This window comes from Acinetobacter sp. TSRC1-2, assembly GCF_049895885.1.
Classification (GTDB): Bacteria; Pseudomonadota; Gammaproteobacteria; order Pseudomonadales; family Moraxellaceae; genus Acinetobacter.
Map to the genome: position 1 here is coordinate 60,535 of NZ_JAFCTF010000008.1, position 20,332 is coordinate 80,866.

Annotated in this window: 18 protein-coding genes; 16 read left to right on the top strand and 2 right to left on the bottom strand. The window is 36.0% G+C overall.

The window, feature by feature from the left end; all coding sequences use genetic code 11:
• The 16 genes from neuC (at position 1) to galE (ending at position 17,610) form a co-directional block, all read left to right on the top strand.
• Positions 1-1,137, top strand: coding sequence for a UDP-N-acetylglucosamine 2-epimerase (gene neuC, locus ACP69Y_RS09895; protein ID WP_425918242.1), 1,137 nt, complete (start codon positions 1-3; stop codon positions 1,135-1,137).
• Complete coding sequence (locus ACP69Y_RS09900; RefSeq protein ID WP_425918243.1) at positions 1,127-2,221, top strand: N-acetylneuraminate synthase family protein; 1,095 nt, start codon at positions 1,127-1,129, stop codon at positions 2,219-2,221. Before neuC ends, ACP69Y_RS09900 begins: the two co-directional genes overlap by 11 nt.
• Complete coding sequence (locus ACP69Y_RS09905) at positions 2,222-2,860, top strand: sugar O-acyltransferase (RefSeq protein WP_425918244.1); 639 nt, start codon at positions 2,222-2,224, stop codon at positions 2,858-2,860.
• The gene (locus ACP69Y_RS09910) at positions 2,857-3,915 is read left to right on the top strand and encodes a nucleotidyltransferase family protein (protein ID WP_425918245.1); all 1,059 of its coding nucleotides are present in this window, start codon (positions 2,857-2,859) and stop codon (positions 3,913-3,915) included. The genes ACP69Y_RS09905 and ACP69Y_RS09910 overlap by 4 nt, the downstream gene beginning before the upstream one ends.
• Positions 3,915-4,619: a cytidylyltransferase domain-containing protein gene (locus tag ACP69Y_RS09915; protein ID WP_425918246.1), complete on the top strand. Its 705-nt coding sequence runs from the start codon at positions 3,915-3,917 to the stop codon at positions 4,617-4,619. The genes ACP69Y_RS09910 and ACP69Y_RS09915 overlap by 1 nt, the downstream gene beginning before the upstream one ends.
• Before the next feature lie 93 nt (positions 4,620-4,712).
• A complete protein-coding gene (locus tag ACP69Y_RS09920) occupies positions 4,713-5,831 on the top strand; it encodes a hypothetical protein (RefSeq protein ID WP_425918247.1) in 1,119 nt (372 codons plus the stop codon).
• A gap of 111 nt (positions 5,832-5,942) precedes the next feature.
• Positions 5,943-7,055, top strand: a complete 1,113-nt coding sequence (locus ACP69Y_RS09925) for a polysialyltransferase family glycosyltransferase (protein ID WP_425918248.1) — start codon at positions 5,943-5,945, stop codon at positions 7,053-7,055.
• 63 nt (positions 7,056-7,118) lie between these two features.
• On the top strand, positions 7,119-8,345 hold the full coding sequence (locus ACP69Y_RS09930) for a glycosyltransferase family 4 protein (RefSeq protein ID WP_425918249.1): 1,227 nt from the start codon (positions 7,119-7,121) through the stop codon (positions 8,343-8,345).
• 14 nt (positions 8,346-8,359) lie between these two features.
• Positions 8,360-9,313, top strand: a complete 954-nt coding sequence (locus ACP69Y_RS09935; RefSeq protein WP_425918250.1) for an NAD-dependent epimerase/dehydratase family protein — start codon at positions 8,360-8,362, stop codon at positions 9,311-9,313.
• A gap of 7 nt (positions 9,314-9,320) precedes the next feature.
• Positions 9,321-10,334 (top strand): MraY family glycosyltransferase, encoded by a 1,014-nt coding sequence (locus ACP69Y_RS09940; protein ID WP_425918251.1) that lies wholly within the window; start codon positions 9,321-9,323, stop codon positions 10,332-10,334.
• Positions 10,327-10,851 carry an acetyltransferase gene (locus tag ACP69Y_RS09945; protein WP_425918252.1) on the top strand — a complete coding sequence of 175 codons (525 nt, stop codon included), beginning with the start codon at positions 10,327-10,329 and terminating at the stop codon, positions 10,849-10,851. The genes ACP69Y_RS09940 and ACP69Y_RS09945 overlap by 8 nt, the downstream gene beginning before the upstream one ends.
• 37 nt (positions 10,852-10,888) lie before the next feature.
• Positions 10,889-12,763: a polysaccharide biosynthesis protein gene (locus ACP69Y_RS09950; RefSeq protein ID WP_425918253.1), complete on the top strand. Its 1,875-nt coding sequence runs from the start codon at positions 10,889-10,891 to the stop codon at positions 12,761-12,763.
• Positions 12,764-12,777: 14 nt separating this feature from the next.
• Positions 12,778-13,653 carry a UTP--glucose-1-phosphate uridylyltransferase GalU gene (galU, locus tag ACP69Y_RS09955; RefSeq protein WP_425918323.1) on the top strand — a complete coding sequence of 292 codons (876 nt, stop codon included), beginning with the start codon at positions 12,778-12,780 and terminating at the stop codon, positions 13,651-13,653.
• Positions 13,654-13,668: 15 nt separating this feature from the next.
• Positions 13,669-14,925, top strand: coding sequence for a nucleotide sugar dehydrogenase (locus ACP69Y_RS09960; RefSeq protein WP_425918254.1), 1,257 nt, complete (start codon positions 13,669-13,671; stop codon positions 14,923-14,925).
• Entirely contained in the window at positions 14,925-16,598 is a 1,674-nt protein-coding gene (pgi, locus tag ACP69Y_RS09965; protein ID WP_425918255.1) for a glucose-6-phosphate isomerase, read from the top strand. The genes ACP69Y_RS09960 and pgi overlap by 1 nt, the downstream gene beginning before the upstream one ends.
• Positions 16,591-17,610, top strand: a complete 1,020-nt coding sequence (gene galE, locus ACP69Y_RS09970) for a UDP-glucose 4-epimerase GalE (RefSeq protein ID WP_425918256.1) — start codon at positions 16,591-16,593, stop codon at positions 17,608-17,610. The genes pgi and galE overlap by 8 nt, the downstream gene beginning before the upstream one ends.
• A 75-nt stretch (positions 17,611-17,685) precedes the next feature.
• Here the strand turns inward: galE and ACP69Y_RS09975 are convergent, their stop codons facing one another.
• Both ACP69Y_RS09975 and ACP69Y_RS09980 read right to left on the bottom strand, forming a co-directional pair.
• Positions 17,686-19,056 (bottom strand): phosphomannomutase CpsG, encoded by a 1,371-nt coding sequence (locus ACP69Y_RS09975; protein ID WP_425918257.1) that lies wholly within the window; start codon positions 19,054-19,056, stop codon positions 17,686-17,688.
• A gap of 169 nt (positions 19,057-19,225) precedes the next feature.
• Positions 19,226-20,317 carry a hypothetical protein gene (locus tag ACP69Y_RS09980; RefSeq protein WP_425918258.1) on the bottom strand — a complete coding sequence of 364 codons (1,092 nt, stop codon included), beginning with the start codon at positions 20,315-20,317 and terminating at the stop codon, positions 19,226-19,228.
• Between the last annotated feature and the right edge of the window lie 15 nt (positions 20,318-20,332).

Below are 20,332 nucleotides of genomic sequence, written 5' to 3' on the forward strand. Positions count from 1 at the left end.
ATGCAAAAAATAGCTGTATTTACGGGTACACGTGCTGAATATGGATTGTTGTATTGGCTCATGAAGGATATTCAAAACGATCCTGATCTTGAGTTACAAATTCTTGCTACAGCTATGCATTATTCACCTGAACATGGAGAGACCTGGAAAGTAATCGTAAATGATGGTTTCGAGATTACTGAATCGGTAGAAATGTTACTGTCATCGGACAGTTCAAGTGCGGTTATAAAATCTATGGGGGTTGGATTAATCGGGTTTGCAGATGCACTTAAACGCATGCAACCTGATTTACTGGTTGTTTTAGGTGATCGTTTTGAAGCACTTGCTGTGACACAAGCAGCACTGATTATGCAGATTCCCGTTGCGCACTTGCATGGTGGTGAAATTACAGAAGGTGCTTATGATGAATCCATTCGACATGCAATTAGTAAAATGTCAAATATCCATTTTGCAGCAGCAGAGGTTTATAAAAATCGTATCATTCAATTGGGCGAACAACCCAGTCAAGTATTTAATGTAGGTGCGGTGGGTTTAGATCATATACAACGAACTGAATTTCGAAGTATTAAAGAATTAAATAAAATATATGAGTTTGATTTTTCAAAACCCTATTTTTTAATTACCTATCACCCTGAAACTAATCTAAAAGATGAAAATGTAAATCCCTTGTTTAATGCCTTAAGACAGTATTCTGAGATTAATTTTGTCTTTAGTTATCCAAATGCAGACAATGGTAATACTGAAATTGTAAAAGCAATGTTAGCTTTAAAAGAAGAAATTCCTAACCGCGTTTTATTGGTAAAAAACTTTGGAATTCAAAATTATTTAAGTGTTTTAAAATATTCTTTAGCAATGGTTGGTAACTCTTCAAGTGGATTATCTGAGGCACCTGCTTTACAAGTTCCAACAGTAAATATCGGTGATCGTCAAAAAGGTCGGTTAAGATGTGAGTCGATTATTGATGTAGCATTGAATGAAGAAGAAATTCATGCAGCCCTAGAGAAAGCAATTCATTTTTCTAAAGAAGAGTTAAGTCATGTAATACCTCCACTTGGCCTAGGTAATACCTCTGAAAAAATAATCAATTTAATTAAGACTACTGATTTTAAAAAGAAGGCACCATTTTATGATTTTTAATCCAGAAGAAGTATATGTGATTGCAGAAATTGGTGTAAATCACAATGGTTCTGTTGAATTAGCAAAAGAACTCATTCTGAAAGCGAAAAAGTGTGGTGCAAATGCAGTCAAATTTCAGACGTTTAAAGCGGATAGTTTGCTGTCTGATCAGACTGAAATGGCGGCATATCAAAAAGAAAATACAGGTTCAACACAAAGCCAACTGGAGTTGGTAAAAAGTCTTGAGCTAACCTATGAACAAACGAAAGAAATACAAGCTTTTTGTAAGGCTGAGCAGATAACATTTATTTCGACACCATTTGATTCTGAAAGTTTAAAATTCTTAGTGAATGAACTAGATGTTCCTTTCTTAAAGGTATCTTCTGCAGATATTTCGAATTTACCATTTTTATATGAATTGGCTTGTACTGGTAAACATGTAATTTTATCAACGGGTACTGCCAGTTTAGGTGATATTGAGCAGGCACTTTCAGTCTTTGCCTTTGTTTTAGATAAAGGAACTGAAATTCGCCCATCACAACAGTTATTTAGAGAATCTTATTCCAAGTTTGATGTGCGTAAGAAGTTAAAAGAACATATTTCAATTTTACACTGTGTGACGCAATATCCAGCAATTTTTGAACAAACGAACTTACGTGCAATAGAAACCATCAAAAATGTATTTGGTTTAACTACAGGTTATTCAGACCATACTCTAGATGAATATGCAGCAATTATTAGCTTAAGCTTAGGCGCTCGAATTTTTGAGAAACATATTACGCTTGATAAAACTATGGAAGGCCCAGACCATGCAGCCTCTATGGAAGCAGAAGAATTTAAATATTATGTTGAAATTTTGCATAAAACGCATGCTGCGCTTGGTGATGGCATTAAATTTATGTTAGAGCAAGAAAGTGATAATTACTACTTGGTACGACGTAGTATTGTTGCGAGTTGCGATATTGATGAAGGTGAGTTACTGACTTCAGAGAATATCACTACAAAACGAGCGGGGCATGTGTGTTTAGAGCCAAATAAATATTGGGATGTTTTAGATACAACAGCAAAACGTGCCTTTAAAAAGAATGATTTTATAGAAATTTAAATGAATAAACTCGCAATTTTTGGCATAGGTGGTTTTGCTAAAGAACTTTTAGATTTAGCAATAGATCAAGGGTATATTGATATTTGTTTCTTGGAAAAAGAGAAATATCATGAGCAATCTTTTTTAGGATTTCCGATTTTGGCTGAATCTGTAGTTGTGACTCAGTCAGAAGTAGATTTTGTAATTGGGATTGCTGATCCTAAAATACGTAAAAAAATCCATGATTTTTATCCTAATTTACATTATCCCAATTTGGTTCACTCTCAGACTTCATTGGGTTACGGTATTAAAGAAAGACTAGAGAATAGTCAAGGGGTAATTGTTGCTGCAGGTGCAAGAGTTACAAACTCATGCCAATTCGGTGATTTTATCATTATAAGTTTCAATAGTACCGTTGGACATGATTGTAAGCTTGATGATTATGTCTCTATTATGCCTGGCGTGAATATATCGGGCTGTGTAAAACTCGAAGCAGGCGTTTATATAGGCACAAATGCGACTATTTTACCTGGCAATTTAGATAAGCCTAAAATATTGGGCGCGTATTCAATGATTGGCGCAGGGGCAGTTGTAGTAAAAAATACTTTGGCTAATACCACATATATTGGTGCGCCTGCTAAGGAACTAAAAAAGTTATGAGTGATATTAAAAATATTGTTTTAAATAAAAAAGACACAATTCTGAAAGCTTTAGAGTTACTGGATTTGTATGCTTTAAGAATTGTACTTGTTGTAGATGAAAATAATCATTTGCTTGGTAGTATCACGGATGGTGATATTCGCCGTGGTTTATTGAAAGGGCAAGATTTGCATGCTCCAGTTGAAAGCATTATGCACACTACACCATATTCAATTGATGAAGGTAGCTTAACAGATCGTCAAATTTTTGAAATTATGCGAGAAAAACGTTATTTAGCTTTGCCTATTATCAAAAATGGTCAATTGGCTAATATTATTACTTTAGATGATTTGATTCGTACCAAAAGAAAAGAAAATCCAGTTTTTATTATGGCGGGTGGTTTTGGTACAAGGTTACGCCCACTAACAGACAAATGTCCGAAACCCATGCTTCCTATAGGTGGCAAACCATTATTAGAAACAATTATCTTAAGTTTAAAAGAACAAGGTTTTTATAAGTTTTATATTTCGACTCATTATTTGCCTGAAATTATTCAAAATCATTTTGGAAATGGTGGAAAGTTTAATATTCAGATTCAATACGTACATGAAAATGAGCCGTTAGGTACGGGTGGCGCATTAAGTCTGTTGCCACGTCAAGACATTAATTTACCATTTATTGTGATCAATGGAGATGTTCTAACAAATATGAATTTTACTAAACTACTCGATTTCCATAAAAGTCATGAAGCGATTGCAACAATGTGTGTTCGTGAATTCCAATACCAAATACCTTATGGTGTAGTTAATTCTGAACAAAGTAATATTCAAAGTATGACAGAAAAACCAAGTTATTATTTTGATATTAATACAGGAATTTATGTGATTTCTCCCGAATTATTGGAACAAGTTGAAGCACAATTTATTGGTATGCCTACTATACTTGAACAACAAATTAATAAATCTAAAAAAGTTGCAAGTTATCCTTTGCATGAGTATTGGTTAGATATTGGTCAGATGGAAGATTACAACAGAGCACAACGCGATATTATCAATTTGGATTTTGGTAAATATTAATGTTGAATCAATATCATGTAACTGCACTTATTCCTGCCCGTGGTGGTAGTAAACGATTACCCAGAAAAAATGTAAAATCTCTTGCTGGAAAGCCATTAATTGCATGGAGCATTGAAACTGCAAAAGCTTCTAAATACATAGACAATATTATTGTTTCTACAGATGATATTGAAATTAAAGAAATTTCTAAAAATTTTGGTGCAGAAGTTCCATTTATACGTCCTGACTATTTATCTCACGATACTGCAACGAGTTTTGATGTCATTAAGCATGCGATTGAGTTTCTGAATATAGCAAAACCCAATCATTTAATTGTTTTGTTACAACCGACATCGCCGTTGCGAACAATTGATGAGTTAAATCAGGCATTAGAGTTTTTTCTTGAAAAAGCAGCTCAGGGCGTGGTATCTGTTTCAGAAACAGAACATAGTCCTTTATGGTCAAATACATTACCGGAAAATTTATCAATGTCTGACTTTACCCGTCCAGAAGTGCAGGGGAGGCGAAGTCAAGATTTACCTAAATTTTATAGATTAAATGGTTCCATTTATATTTATAAAACAGAAGAACTTTTAGTAAAGAATCAAATTTTTTATGATGAGAATGTATATGGATTTGAGACGCCACAAAAAACAGCAATTGATATAGATACTGAGGTGGATTTTTTAATTGCAGAAGCTATTATTCAATATTCTATAATATAGATATATTTAAATTTTTCTATAGTTAATATAAGGTTGTAGAATTTTTACTTGAGTATAGTAATTTTCTCTTTTTAATTATATTGGATAAATAAAGTGATTTCATTAATATTGTTTTTATCTACTACAGTATTTTTTCCAATATATATTGTTTTAACAATAATTCCACTAATTTTTATTAGGGAATTATTTTTTACTGATAAAAAAATAGTTTTTAGTAAATTAGAATTTTGGGGATATATAATTATAAGTATTGCTGCCTTAATAATTATTTACTTAAATATTTTTTTCGGAGCTGTTTTATCAAATATTAATGATAGTAGCGTGTTGGGTGATTTTCCATACATAATATTTCTAATATTAGCATTTTTAATTGGTAAATTTTTAACTCTTAAGGACCTGAGGCTTATTCAATTTTTTATTTTAATTGAAGTAATTATAGGTGTTTTAGAGTATATAGCAGGCACTCCTACTTTCTTTAGAAATAATACTACTGTAAGTGAGCTAAATGATAGTGGAATATTGTATCAAAATCGAGTTTTCGGTTTTAGTGGTAATTCAAGCAACTTAGCAACTAAAATTGTTTATTTAGCAACTATATCAATTATGCTCTTGAAAACAAGCAATAAAATATCTTTATGGGAGAAAGTGATTTTACCTTTCATATTAGTCGGCTTATTTATTACTTTTAATCGTACAGCAATTATATCAATATTGATTAGTATATTTTTATTATTTGGTTTTAAAATTAAGAATCTAGTTCTTATAATAGTTCCTATTATTGTTATTTCTATTCTAAAATGGGAGTCTATAATAGAGCAATTAACTAGAGGGCGTGGAGAGGTAGATTTATCAGGTAGAGATGAGATTTTTAACTATTTTTATAGTTTTTGGACTGAAAATTTATTTTTCGGAAATTTAGGAACTAAATTATGGTGGAATGCATCGGGGTCAATATGGCATTCACATAATAGCTATTTAGAGTTTCTAGCTTCTAATGGGTTCTTAGTCTCAATATTTTTTGTTATAGGTTGGCTTTTTATATTTGGTAGAAAAACGATAATTGTATTACCTATAATTGTTTTTTCAATTTTTCAGTATGGTTTTTTATGGGGTATTTCCTTTTACGATATTGTGATTGCCTCTATTATTTATATTTATATTGAAAGAATGAATAATAAAAATAGGGGGGTAAGTGAAAGCTTTAAAGTGTAGGCTTTACACTGGCTATGTTAAATTAATTTATAGGGTTTTTAAACTTTTGATATTGAATTTTAAGAAATTTAAAATATCTTATATTGATTTGAATGATGAGCAGGTAGGTATATGAATAAGTTTCTTTTATATTTAAGTAGAAAAAAAAATAGTAAGAGTATTTTTAATTTTAGAGAAGGCTTTGATTATTATTTTTTTGAGAGTTTAAAAATAAATACTAAAAAAAACGATTATTTGGGTAGATCATTTTTGCAATATAAATGCCAAATAAAAGATGAAAAAAAAATTATTAATTTATTGATAGTTTTATTAATTCCTATATTTATTTTAATCCCAGTAATTTTATTAATTATTTTTAATAAAAAAAAATTAAAACAATCTGATAGTAAAATTATAGCAGTTTTACCTGAGTCTAAATTTCTTCCTAAAGTTTTTGATAATAAAGAAGTCTTTTGGGTGGAAAAATCTTATAAAAGGAATTTCAATTTTAAAGATCTTATTTTTTGTTATACATTTATATTTAAATACTTGTTCTTTCCTTATTTTTGGTTAAAGTGTCTATATATAGTATTATCTTATAGTGGGATAGTTAAAACTTGTGCAAAAGAAATTTTAGTTTCTAATGAGTATTCTTTTACTTCTTCTATATTAACAAAATATATTAATTCATATGGTAAAATATGTTCAAATTGTATGCATGGCGAAAAAGTTTTATGTTTAAGAGATTGTTTTTCTACCTATGATAAATTTTATGTGTGGGACGATTTCTATATAAAAGTATTAAGGGAAATGGATGTACAAGCAAAATTTATAGTGTCTTCATGTTCGGCTTTAGATCTAGAGTTAAGCCAAAATGAGGGAGATATTATTTTCTTTCTTCAAGGATTTGAAGATATAGCAGATTTGGAAGTTATTCATAAAAAAATGAATAAACTATCAGAGTTATATAGTGGGAATATTTTTGTAAAGCCTCATCCTAGATATCCAAATTCAGATCTTAACATTGTTTTTAAGAATGATGAAATTTTAAACATACCATTTGAGGATGCTGTAAAAATGGCTAAAATTGTAGTCAGTAATTATTCTACAGTTTTGTTCCAGGTTTACATAAATAAAAAGTTAAAACAAAAGGATTTCCCCGTTATTGTGATCAATGATCTAGTAAAATTACCACCTATGTATATTATGCAGGAAAAAGCTGAAATTTTTTTTAGTAAATTATAGTATGTTATTTATTTTTATTCACTTAATTTAATAAAACAGATTTTGAAATTTGAGATATCGTATATGAATACTAATAGAACAATTTGGATTATTAATCAGTATTCCTCTACTCCTGAAACGGGTATAGCAGGAAGAAGTTATTATCTGTCTGACGAACTATCTAAATTAGGTTTTAAGGTTTATTTAATAGCAGCCAGTAACCACCATCTATTAAGATTACCTAAGCTTTTAGATTCTGAATATTTAATAGAAAATATTAATGATAATTTTTCTTTTGTATGGGTGAATACTTTAAAATATGAAGAAGCTCATAGTAAAAAAAGAGTATTAAATTGGTTCAGATTTTCACATAAAGTTAAAAAAATATCTTCGTTCATTAAAGAAAAACCAGATGTCATTCTATTTTCTTCTCCTTCTCCTATAGGGTCTTTAGGAGCAACTTATCTTTCTAAATATTTTAAAGTTCCTTTTATTTTCGAGGTTCGCGATATTTGGCCATTAACTTTAGTTGAGTTGGGCGGTTATTCAGAAAATCATCCTTTTATTAGGTTTATGCAATGGATTGAAGATAGAGCATATAAAAAATCTAAATATGTATTTTCAAACCTTTTTAATGCTGTAGAGCACTTAAAGAGCAGAGGGTTTTCTTCAGAAAAATTTCATTGGATACCTAATGGTATTTCCTTAGCAGAGGTATCAGATAAAGAAGATTTAGAGATAGATATTTTAGAAAAAATTCCTAAAAATAAATTTATTATTGGCTATACGGGTACTTTGGGTGTAGCAAATGCTATGGATGATTTAATTGAAGCAGCAAATATTATACCCATTAACAATAATATCCATTTTGTAATAGTTGGCTCAGGAAAAGAGAAAGAAATACTTATCCGTCAAGCGAAATCTTTGAATTTAGATAATATAACTTTTATAGATTCAATTCCAAAGAAGCAAATTCAATCTATATTAGCTTTATTTGATATATGTTATATCGGATGGAAAAAAAACTCATTATATCGTTTTGGAATAGCACCAAATAAATTACCAGAATACTTGTATTCAAAAAAACCAATTATTCATGCCTTTTCAGGTAAAGGTGATTTAGTGACACAGGCAAATGCAGGGATTATAGTAGAGGCAGAAAATCCTAAGGCAATAGCAGAGGGTATAATGAATATTTATAATTTAACAAATACTCAACGTGAAAAATTAGGTGAAAATGGACAAAATTTTGTAATTGAAAATTTAACCTATAAAAAGATTGCTAAAAAAATTGTAAATATTATCGAATAATTTGGACTTTAAGCATGAAAATTTTAATCACAGGTGCAACGGGTTTTGTTGGGAAAACTTTAGTCCGTAAACTTTCTGAAAACAGAATTTATTCCTTAGTATTATTATCTAGAAAAATGAATGATCAATCGCCAGATCATATAAAGCAAGTGATCAGTAGGCAGCCAGAGCAAACTTTTGCTGAACCAATACCTGAAAATATTGATGTCATTATTCATTTAGCGGGTCGTGCCCATATGTTAAATGATCAAAGTAGTAATCCTTTAATAGCATTTCGCGAAGTGAATGTCGAGGGTACGTTACAGCTGGCACATCAGGCTTTAGAAAAAAAAGTGAAACGCTTTATTTTTATGAGTTCTATTGGAGTCAATGGCTCAACCACTGAAAATGAGCCATTTACGGAAAGCTCATTACCTCAACCGCATGCAGACTATGCCGTTTCAAAACTTGAAGCCGAAGAAGCACTCACAGCTTTATTTAAAGATTCCGAAACAGAATTAGTTATTATTCGTCCACCACTGGTTTATGCTGCGCACGCACCTGGTAACTTTGCTCGACTGTTAAAATTGGTAATGACCAACTTACCCTTACCATTCGCGGGAACGAAGAATAAAAGAACCTTTGTTGCACTCGATAATTTAGTCGACTTTATTCAAACTTGTATTGAGCATCCAAATGCAGCAAATCAGACCTTTTTAGTAGCAGACAATGAAAGTCTTTCTACCCGTGAGCTGGTGCAATATTTAAAACAAGGAATGCAAAAAAAACCTCATTTTATTTATATTCCACAGCCTCTAATGAAACTTGGTGCAGCATGTTTGGGTAAATCAAAACTCTATGAACAGTTATTTGAATCCCTTGAAGTAGATACCAACAAGGCTAAAAAGCTATTGGGTTGGACAGCACCTTATAGTGCAAAACAAGCCATGTTACAAACAGGTCAACACTATTTGAAAATGAAAGAGTAATTCACGTATGTCAATTTTTGCACTGAGCATCGTATTTTTTATACTGACATTACTAGTTACAAGTTATATGCGTCATTACGCCCTAAAGAAAAACATAATCGATAGCCCAAATGAGCGCAGCTCCCACAGTGTACCAACTCCACGTGGTGGTGGGGTCGCTGTGGTATGCAGTTACTTATTAGCTTTAGTCGCTTTAATGTATAGCCAACAATTAGAGTTAAATATAGGATTCACCCTGATTGCTGCGGGTTTTTCCATTGCATTACTCGGCTTTTTAGATGATCACGGACACATCAACTCGATGCTGCGTCTCGCAATCCATTTTCTAGTTGCGATCGGGGTAGTGATTAGTTTAGGTGGGTTTGCTGAAGTTACGGTATTTAACGGTATGCAGCTTGGTTTTATCGCCAATATTATTGCAGTATTATTTTTAGTTTGGCTGCTTAACCTTTATAACTTTATGGATGGTATTAATGGTATAGCAAGTATTGAAGCGATTACTGTTACGGTAAGTATGGCTGTGCTATATCTACTGTTAAACGTAGCATTGAATAATCAAATTCTATTTTTGCTTGCTGCGTGTGTATTGGGTTTTTTATTGTGGAATTTTCCCAAAGCCAAAATTTTTATGGGTGATGCCTGTAGTGGCTTCTTAGGTCTGACATTGGGGGTGTTAGCTTTAATTGCCCTAAAAGAAAATTTAGCACTATTTTGTGCATGGATTATTTGCCTGGGTGTATTTATAGTCGATGCAACTTATACCCTGATTAAGCGCGTACTGAAGGGCTACAAAATGTATGATGCACATTGTAGTCATAGTTATCAAATTTTATCGCGTAAATGGAGGAGTCATACCCCTGTAACCTTGGCAGTAGCAGCGATTAACTTATTGTGGTTATTCCCCATTGCGTATATGACCTTAACTCAACAGTGGACATATCCAGAAATTGCAGTACTCATTGCTTATTTACCTTTAATATTCATCGCTATTAAATTAAGAGCAGGAAATCCGAATGCCTGAAAAAAAATTACTTATTTTAGGCGCAGGCGGTTATGGCTTGGCCGTTGCAGAAGCGGCTGAACTAACTGGGCAGTGGGATGAAATTGTATTTGCTGATGATCGATGGCCTGAAATCCAGCAAGTTGGGGCATACAAAATTGTATCTAATATTGCTAACTTACAACACCTGACTTCTAGTAATCTACGAGCGATTGTAGCAGTAGGTAATAACTCTTTAAGACAAACATGGCAATCTTTATTAGCTGAATTAGGCATTATAATTGCATCCGTCATTCATCCACGGGCTGTAGTTAGTCCTACAGCTCAGATTGGTCAAGGTGTAAGTATTATGGCTGGATGTGTGATTGGAACGAATAACATTATCAAGGAAGGCGTGATTTTAAATATTGGCACATTATTGGATCATGATGTCAGCATTGAAGCATTTGCCCATCTAAGTGTGGGAGTCAAAGTGGCGGGCGGTAAAAGAATAGTCCAAAACTCATTCCTAGAAGTGGGAACTTGTATCCCTCATTAATTTTTATAACATTTTAAAATTTAATAATAGTGTAAATATGAAATCTATCATTACGCCCTTTGTAGAATCACCACGAGCAGCAAAACTCGTATTTTTAATACTTCTCGATTTTTGTGCTTTTCCTGTCCTGATCTGGCTCTGCTATGCTATTCGCCTATTTAACCTGGGTACAGAAGTCGTGCCGAATCTAGCTTTTGGTACACTCTGGGTGAGCGTGATTGCGGTCATATTGCTCTTTTTATGTGGAGTCTATCGCTTTATTGTGCGAACCTACAATGAAGTGTTTATGATTAAAATGGGGCTGGCGACTGCATTAACTGTTGCTAGCCTGTATGCCTTGGCCTATTTTACGCCAGCATTTATCCCCACCTCCATTCCCTTGATGTTTGGCTTCATGATGTTTGCTTGGGTCTGGTTTAGCCGCGGGATTATCCGTTTTATTATCCGTTCCTATTTACAGGCTGATATTCAAAAAAAGCGGGTGGCGATTTATGGGGCAGGCAATGCTGGACAGCAAGTAGCGGCGGCTCTGTATCGGTCCAATGAACATTTACCTGTGTTATTTATTGATGATAAACGCTCTTTAAGCGGACAGCAGTTAGGTCGGTTGAAAGTCTATGATTCCCAAACGGCTTTAAAGCTCATGAGCAAACAAAAAATTGATGAAATTTTAATTGCTTTACCTTCAGTGGGCCGTATCCGTAAAAATGAAATCGTTAAATTTTTGGAACCTGCGCATCTTAAAATTACCGAAATTCCAGGCTTAACCAAGTTGGTCGATGGTGAAATCCGTATTTCAGATATTCAAGAAATTGATATTATTGATTTATTAGGACGCGATCCGGTACCGCCTATTCCTGAGCTTTTAGCAAAAAATATTCAGAATAAGGTGGTCATGGTGACAGGTGCGGGTGGTTCAATTGGTTCTGAACTTTGTCGTCAAATTATTAAAAATCAGCCTAAAAAATTAGTAATTTATGAACTGACAGAATTTGCGCTGTACAGTATTGATAAAGAATTAAATTTACACGCTGAAATTGAAATTATTCCTATTTTGGGCACGGTGCTTGATCAGGCGAAATTAGAAAGAATCATTGAACAATATCAAGTACAAACTGTTTATCATGCCGCGGCTTATAAACATGTCCCTTTAGTTGAATGTAATCCACTTGCGGGACTCAAAAATAACTCGATTGGTACGGCCTTTAGCTTAAATGCGGCTGTAAAAAAAGGTGTAGAAACCTTTGTCCTGATTTCAACCGATAAAGCCGTGCGTCCCACCAATGTTATGGGCGCATCCAAACGTATGGCTGAATTGTATTGTCAAGCCATGGCTGTGGCGCAAAATCAGACTCAGGTCAGTATTGTCCGTTTTGGTAATGTTCTGGGTTCATCCGGTTCGGTCGTTCCTTTATTTAAGCAACAAATTGCCAAAGGCGGCCCCATCACGGTGACCCATTCGGATGTAACCCGATATTTTATGACTATTCCAGAGGCTTCACAGCTGGTGATTCAGGCGGGTGCTTTGGGGCAGGGCGGTGATGTATTTTTGTTGGATATGGGAGAGCCGGTTCGTATTCAGGACTTGGCCCGCCAGATGATTGCCTTGAGTGGTCTAAAAGTGCGTGAAACAGGTTCTCAAAATGGCGATATTGAAATTCAGTATTCCGGTTTGCGTCCTGGTGAAAAACTATACGAAGAATTACTCATTGATCACGAAGATACTGAAATTACGCAACATACTCGTATTTTAAGATCTTTTGAAAAGCATTATCCTTTAGATGAGTTAATTGAAATTTTTGAAAAAATTAATACACTTACCGCTATTGATGCCGATATAAATTGGGCATTAACACAGTTAGAGCATTATGTTGATGGCTATCATCGCGGTAAAGAAATTAAAGTAAATTAAAGTTAGGTATGATGATGATCAAAAAAGCCATTCTCCCGGTTGCAGGTCTAGGTACTCGTTTCTTGCCTGCCAGTAAATCCATTCCCAAAGAAATGGTGACAGTGGTTGATCGTCCTGCGATCGAATATGTAGTCCGTGAAGCAGTAGCGGCCGGCATTGAACAAATTATTCTGGTCACCCATTCGTCCAAGTCTTCAATTGAAAATTATTTTGACCGTAATTTTGAGCTGGAAACAATACTCGAGCATAAAAAAAAATTTGATTTGCTCAAAGAAATTACTGAAATTTTACCTCCCCATGTCAGTGTGGTGAGTGTACGTCAGCCACAGCCATTAGGCCTGGGGCATGCAGTATTATGTGCTAAATCCGTGATTGGTAATGAACCCTTTGCTGTTTTATTGCCAGATGTATTGGTTAAAGATCATGATCCAGTCAATGATCTAAGTCTGATGATTCAACGTTTCAATGTGTCACAAGCTGCACAAATTATGGTGGAAGCAGTGCCTGATCATTTGGTTAATCAATATGGCATTGTCGATGTTAAACATTCACCGAATGAAGGTGAAAGCATGGTAATGCAGGGCATTGTTGAAAAACCGGCAGTGGGTACGGCACCGTCCAATCTATCTGTCGTGGGTCGCTATGTTTTACCTGCAAAAATTATGCAGCTGCTTGAAAATACGCCGAAAGGTGCGGGTAATGAAATCCAGTTGACCGATGCGATAGCAGAGTTGCAAAAAACCGACTTGGTTGAAGCTTATCGTATGAAAGGTCAAACTTTTGATTGTGGCAGCAAGCTCGGCTATCTCAAAGCAGTGTTGCATTATGGGGTTGAGCATCCGCAACTCGGTGCAGATTTTAAATTCCTTATCCAAGAACTCTTACTTTAAAAAAAGAACGCGATTATGAAGGTCTCAGTATTTGGAAAAACATTATATGCCGGTGTGATGGCCGCCTTATTGGCTGAATGTGGACATCAAGTATATTGGTGCGATAGCTGTCCAGATTTGCGCCAACAGGCCCATTACTTTCAAGATGAATCAGTTAATCATCTATTAGAAAAACAAGTACGCAGCGGATTTTTAAAATTTTGTGAATTTATTGATCTGCCCTTAGATGTCGATGCTTATTTATTCAGTTTTAGCCCGACCGAAGAACCGGCAGGATTAGAGCTTTTAGCGCAATTACAACAGCGTGCGATTATTCATCCAAAGTTAATGATCAATGCCTCTACTTTGGGACTACACAGCACAGAGAAATTCCAGCAGATTCTGCCTCAAGATGAATGGGTCTATTTGCCGGATACAGTACAGGAAGGCAATGCTTTGGTCAGTTTGACTCAAGCGAAACAGCTGATTGTCGGTTTAACCCAAGACTCTGCCCGCTTAAAAATTAAGGAATTAATGCGTCCTTTATTTCCCCTAGAGCAAAACTATTTATTTATGCCAATTCTGGATGCTGAATTTACCAAGCTGAGTATTTCCGGCATGTTGGCCACACGTATTAGCTATATTAATGATTTAGCCATTGTCGCAGAAAAATTAGGCATCGATATTGAGCATGTCCGTCAGGGGATGGGCGCAGACAGTCGCATTGGCCTGTCATATTTAAGTCCGGGTTCCGGTTTTGGTGGCGAAAATTTCTCGCATGATATTTTGACTTTATCTCATACCGTGTCTGGGAGTGGGGTAAAAAGTCAGCTTTTGGCGCAAGTGTGGGAAATTAATCAGCAACAAAAAGAGCTGTTGTTCAGAAAATTATGGAATTATTTCCAAGGTGATCTAAAAGGCAAAACTGTTGCTATTTGGGGCGCATCGTTTAAAGAAAATACTTCACGGATTCAGCAATCTCCAATCCATATTATGCTGGAAGCCTTATGGGCACAAGGCGTGATGGTTCAGCTGCATGACCCACAAGCATTGGCTGAAATAGAAGCCTTGTATGGGCAGCGGGATGATCTGATCTTATGTAATGATCAGTATAAAGCGGTGCAAAATGCACATGCATTGTGTTTATTAACGGCCTGGAAACAATATTGGAGTCCAGACTACAGAAAATTATTACATACCATGCAGCATCCATTAATTTTAGATGGGCGTAATATTTTTGATCCGGCTTATGTGAAGGCACAAGGCTTTGCTTATATGGGAGTAGGACGCTAATGACTCAGCCAATTCAGTCTTTTGCTCTCAATGAAGAGCAGCCTATTTTGACGACGCTTGAACATTTAAAACAACAATTTCAGAAACTACATTTAAATAACCTGTTTGCACAAGATGAGCAGCGTTTCGAAAAATTCTCAGTCGTATTTGAACAGCTTGTAGTTGATTTTAGTAAACATCGTATTGATCAAAGTGTACTAGAGCATTTGATTGAGTTTGCTGAAACCCAAAACTTAGGGCAATGGATTAAGAAACTTTTTTCCGAGCAGCACATTAATTACACTGAACAGCGCGCAGCCATGCATTGGGCGCTGCGTCTGCCTGAAAATGATCCAGTACATTCACAACTTTCAGCTCAGGTGCATGATCAATTACAACGCATGTTTAGCCTGGTGGAAAAAATCCATGCCGGACAATGTCGTGGTGCAACCGGTGAAGTGATTCAGGATGTGGTGAATATTGGGGTCGGTGGATCAGATTTGGGCCCCCTGATGGTGTCCCAGGCTTTATCTGATTTTAAGCAGGCGACTGTAAAATCACTGGATGTCCATTTTGTTTCAACGATTGATGGCAGTCAGTTATCCGAACTCTTGCACAAGCTGCGTCCAGAAACGACTTTATTTATTATTTCTTCCAAGTCCTTTGGCACCATCGATACCTTATCGAATGCACAAACTGCGCGTTTATGGCTCGAAAAAGCCTTTGGTCAACATAGTCAGATGCTGAAACATCATTTTGTCGGTGTTTCGACCAAACCTGAAAAAATGACCGAATGGGGAATTGCCGAAGAAAATCAGTTTTTACTGTGGGATTGGGTTGGGGGTCGTTACTCTCTTTGGTCCTGTATTGGCTTGCCAATCGCTTTAACCATTGGTGTAGAGGGTTTTAAGCAGTTGCTTGCCGGTGCGCATGCTCTTGATCAACATTTCCAAACAGCACCTTTAAATCAGAATATTCCGGTACTGATGGGCTTGCTTGGCGTTTGGAACAACAACTTTCTTGATATTCAAACCCATGCAGTGCTGCCTTATGATGGCCGCCTGAAATATTTTGCCTCTTACCTGCAGCAGCTGGAAATGGAATCAAATGGTAAGTCGATTCAGCGCAGTGGTAAAAAAGTACAATTAGATACCTGCCCGATTGTCTGGGGTGAAGTGGGGCCGAATGCCCAGCATGCCTTTTATCAGTTGTTACATCAAGGTACACAGGCGGTAAGTTGTGACTTTATTGCTCCGGTGCAACGTTATAATTCCAATCAGTTTACCTATGCAGAAAATGCTGAGGCCTTGATTGAGCAGCACCATTTAGCATTATCGAATTGCTTGGCGCAGTCACGCTTATTGGCATTTGGTAATCAAGCTTTAGATCAAGCTGAACTAGAATCTTTGCCGCTGTATCAACAATATACCGGCAATCAGCCGAGCACCACGATCTTGTTGCAAGAATTGAATCCTTATACTCTCGGCATGCTAATCGCGATGTATGAACATAAAGTGTTTGTACAGTCGGTGCTGTGGAACATCAATCCATTCGATCAGTGGGGCGTAGAAAAAGGCAAAGAAATTGCCAATCAGCTTTTACCGATTTTAAATGGTGAAGTGGAAGATATTTCGAGTTTAGATGCATCTACTCAAGGGTTAATCCAAATATTACTGGGAAAAACACATGGCTAAAATTTTGGTAACCGGCGGAGCAGGTTATATTGGTTCGCATACCTGTATTGAACTGTTGAATTCAGGACATGAGGTGGTGGTTCTGGATAATCTTTGCAATAGTTCAGAAGAGTCTCTTAACCGTGTGCAACAGCTGACCGGTAAAACTTTGACCTTTGTTAAAGGTGATATTCGTGATGTACAGATGCTGGATCAAGTATTTCAGCAACATGCTATTGATGCGGTGATTCATTTTGCCGGTTTAAAGGCTGTGGGTGAAAGTCAGCAAATTCCATTAACCTATTTTGACAATAATATTGCAGGTTCAATTAGCCTGGTTCAAGCAATGCAACGTGCAGATGTCTTTAATTTGGTTTTTAGTTCCTCTGCAACTGTTTATGACGAAGCGAATATATCTCCACTTAACGAGAATATGCCGACAGGGATGCCGAGTAATAATTATGGTTACACCAAACTGATTGTTGAGCAACTGTTACAAAAACTTTCCGCTGCCGATGAACGTTGGTCGATTGCACTACTTCGTTATTTTAACCCGGTCGGTGCGCATAAAAGTGGACAGATTGGTGAAGATCCACAAGGCATTCCAAATAACTTGATGCCTTTTGTCACTCAGGTGGCAGTAGGTCGTCGTGAGAAACTAGCCATTTATGGTAATGATTACAATACCGTTGATGGTACCGGAGTACGTGATTATATCCATGTAGTCGATTTGGCCAATGCGCATTTATGTGCCTTGAATAATCGTTTAAATGCTCAAGGTTGTCGTGCCTGGAATATTGGTACAGGCAATGGTTCATCGGTGCTTCAAGTTAAAAATACTTTTGAAAAAGTAAATGGTGTGCCGGTTGCATTTGAATTTGCTCCACGGCGTGAAGGGGATGTAGCCACCTCTTTTGCAGATAATAGTCGTGCAGTGGCTGAACTCGGTTGGACACCCCAATATGCTTTAGAAGATATGCTGGCGGATAGCTGGAATTGGCAAAAGCAAAATCCCACTGGTTATAAAAATTAATTGGTCTAAAAGATAAAAAATGGGAGCAACTGAATGAACTGCCCCCATTTTTATTGCTATTTATAATACCGAAGCTTAAGCCTGAATCAGTTGTGTTAACTCATCAATATAGTCTTGCATTGGTTTTGGATTTTTGTCACGGCGACTTTCAATATTGAGACGCAACAAAGGCTCAGTATTGGAAGCTCTTACATTAAAACGCCATACGCCAAAATCTAAACTCACACCATCTGTATAATCAGTCACAGGTTTTTGATCAGCATAATGATCAAAAATCTTTTGAATCGTCGTTTGAGTATCAGCAACTTTAAAGTTGATTTCACCTGAACAAGGGAATTTCGTAATCATCTCTTCGACTAGGTTTGATAATGATCGTTTGGTTTCAGACAACACCACAACCGCCAATAACCAAGGGATCATGCCGCTATCGCAATACGCGAAATCACGGAAATAATGATGCGCACTCATTTCACCGCCATACACTGCATTGTGTTCACGCATCACATCTTTAATAAAAGCATGTCCGGATTTGGATTGCACAGCAATACCTTGATGCTCATCAACAACAGCTAATGTATTCCAGATTAGACGGGGATCATGAACAATTTTCTCACCCGATTGTTTTAGCAAGAACGCTTGAGCAAGCAGACCCACAATGTAATAACCTTCAATGAATTGACCTTCCTGATCGAAGAGGAAACAACGGTCAAAGTCACCATCCCAGGCAATCCCCATATCGGCCTGATGCTGAATCACAGCATTCCGGGTACTATCACGATTTTCAATTAAAATCGGGTTAGGAATCCCATTCGGGAAAGTACCATCAGCTTCGTTGTTGATTTTGATAAATTCAATCGGTACATTCAGGTGCTTAAATTTTTCTTCAATAGCATCTACAACATGGCCTGCTGCACCATTACCGGCATTCATCACCAATTTCATTGGACGAATTTTTGAAACATCAATGTAAGTCATGAGGTGTTCAATAAATTCAGGCAATATATTGTATTTTTCCGTACTGCCTTTTTTTGAAGCTTCAATAAAGTTTTCTGCTTCTGCCAAAGCTTGAATTTCTTTAAGTCCTGTGTCAGTACTAATAGGGCGTGCATTTTCACGCACCAGTTTCATGCCATTATAATCCATCGGATTATGGCTGGCGGTAATTTCAATTCCACCTTGAACATCGAGATGGAATGCACCGAAATAGACCTCTTCCGTTCCGGTCATGCCTAAATCCAGTACATTGACACCCGCATCATTTAATCCTTTGATCGTCGCTTGTTTTAATGCTTCACTGCTTAAGCGGATATCACAGCCAATGACGACTGATTTTGGTTGATAAATTTGACCATAAGCACGCCCAATTTTATAGGCAATGTCTTCATTCAGTTCTGTACCAAGTTTGCCACGAATGTCATAGGCTTTAAAACAGGTGAGTTTTGTCATGTGATCTCTCGATATTCCTGAAAATAATGCTGAACTTATAAGGTATTTAAACATTATAGAGATAAACTTGGAGTGTTATAAAACAATAACCCCCAATAAAAAATTACAGGGGGTTATGAATCACTTGAGCTTAGTAGTAAGCATATTGCTTCAGCTTCAGAGAGTGAGTTTAGAAACCGTGAAAGGTGACTCCTAAAGAAGCTAAACCGTATTTTTTATCCAAACGAGAAGCTGTTACGCCATTGTATAAAAAAGGAACATAACCAACTAAGTTATGTTGATATATTTCACCTTTTATAAAACCTCTCACTCGAGGAGTAAAATCATAATTTAATTTAAGACCTAAGCTATGGTTATCTTTAATCGGTGAAGCACCGAAATTGCTGATACGGTCATCAATATCTTTACGCCATAAACGTTGATATTGATAAGCCAGTTGGCTTTCAAACTGGCGATAGCGCCAATTCCATGAACCCCCAAATCCCGCATAAAAAGCGTCATAATTCAGGTCTTTCTGAATATCAATACCAAACTCATTGGCATCACCGGAAGCATTTAGCTCTTTAATAAGTAAATTACCAAGCTGACAGGGTTGGCTTAATTGACCAGTGTACTTATTATTGGACTGAATCTGCAGATCCATTAAACAACCATTAACCTTTCCTTGAAGGTTTAATTGATCTACTTCGACTTTGCTATAACCAACCGTGGTAAAAAAATTGACCATATTCATATGATCGATTTTTCGGGTGAAGATACTGTCCAGTTGTAGTTGCCAATCTTTAGCATCTTGAACAACAATTTTTTCTAAGGTACGATTTTGAAGCTGAGTCGGGGTGGATTTTTTGATTTCATCAGAAAAATTGCCCCAAGCGCTGAGCCGGAATGTTAAAGCATCATTTTTTTCGAGATTAAAGTCAGGTGTATAACGCACTGCAATGAGAGGGCTGGAAATAGTATTGGTATCTTTCGCGTAATCAATTTCTCGATGCCAATAATTTCCTTCAAGTTCCCAAGCAGGAGAAAGTTTATGGGTAAGATGAACATGTGCACCGGTGTAATCACCTGCAGACCCTGAAACGCCTTCGCTTTCTCTGATCTCTAAGAAATCAATGGTGTCATTGACCGCATCTACACCGAGGCTTAGAGCAGTATCATTTTTTGTAAACGTATTGGCTTGTAAATACAGATCATTCGGTGCAGCCCAAGCGGAAAAGGAAGCAAATAGTCCCAGTCCTAGAGTTGTAAAAACATATTTCATCAATTCAATCACTTT